We start from the raw sequence: 650 nt of genomic DNA on the forward strand, positions 1-650 counted from the left end.
TATTGACTGCTCATCTCTAAAACGACTGTAGTCTTCGGCTAAAAGTTGATGTTGATAACGGGTGTAAGACAATGCTTCGTTTGAAATGACGATCTGATTTTCTTTTTCGATAAGCTGCCCGCGCAATTGCTCTATTTGATCACTTTGCTGCGTATAGTTCAGGTACATCGCAACTAAACCAAAGATAGAAACAACGAGCGAAGCAAACAGTACGTTGTTGATGGTTTTGATTTGAAGATTCATAACCTCTCCTTGTCTCTTGCCAGACATCTCTAAATGAAAAGAACGTCTACAGACTAAGAGCACTCTGCTCTAAAACGCATTGAAGCCTATTGAGGTTGTTGTATATAAAAATAATTATAGGAGATGAGTAAAAAAAGAAGAGAAAACTTGAAGTATTTGAATACCTTTTTGTCATTGGCGTTCAATACGCAGCGAGAGAGAAAACGCTCGCTGCGAAAAAATTAGCTTTGGAATGCGTCTCGGGCAGACACTTGTTCAAACCAGCGAGCGATGTTTGGGTACTTCTCGAAGACTTCAATACTCAAACCATTCACCGCAAAACCAATGAAAATATAACCGGTAATATCGACAACGGAAAACTGGTCTGTCGCGATGTATTCACTCTCTGACAAACGTTTATCTAAGGT

General features: G+C 39.5%; 2 protein-coding genes. Both read right to left on the reverse strand.

The window, feature by feature from the left end; translation table 11 throughout:
* Positions 1-243 (reverse strand): hypothetical protein (locus tag R7Q48_RS28165; protein WP_318133612.1); only part of this gene is annotated, 243 nt, incomplete at its 3' end.
* Between the two features lie 221 nt (positions 244-464).
* Positions 465-650, reverse strand: a 186-nt coding sequence (locus tag R7Q48_RS28170) for a glutathione binding-like protein (protein ID WP_318133614.1), incomplete at its 5' end; no start/stop codon positions are given.

Source organism: Vibrio sp. 378, assembly GCF_033339435.1.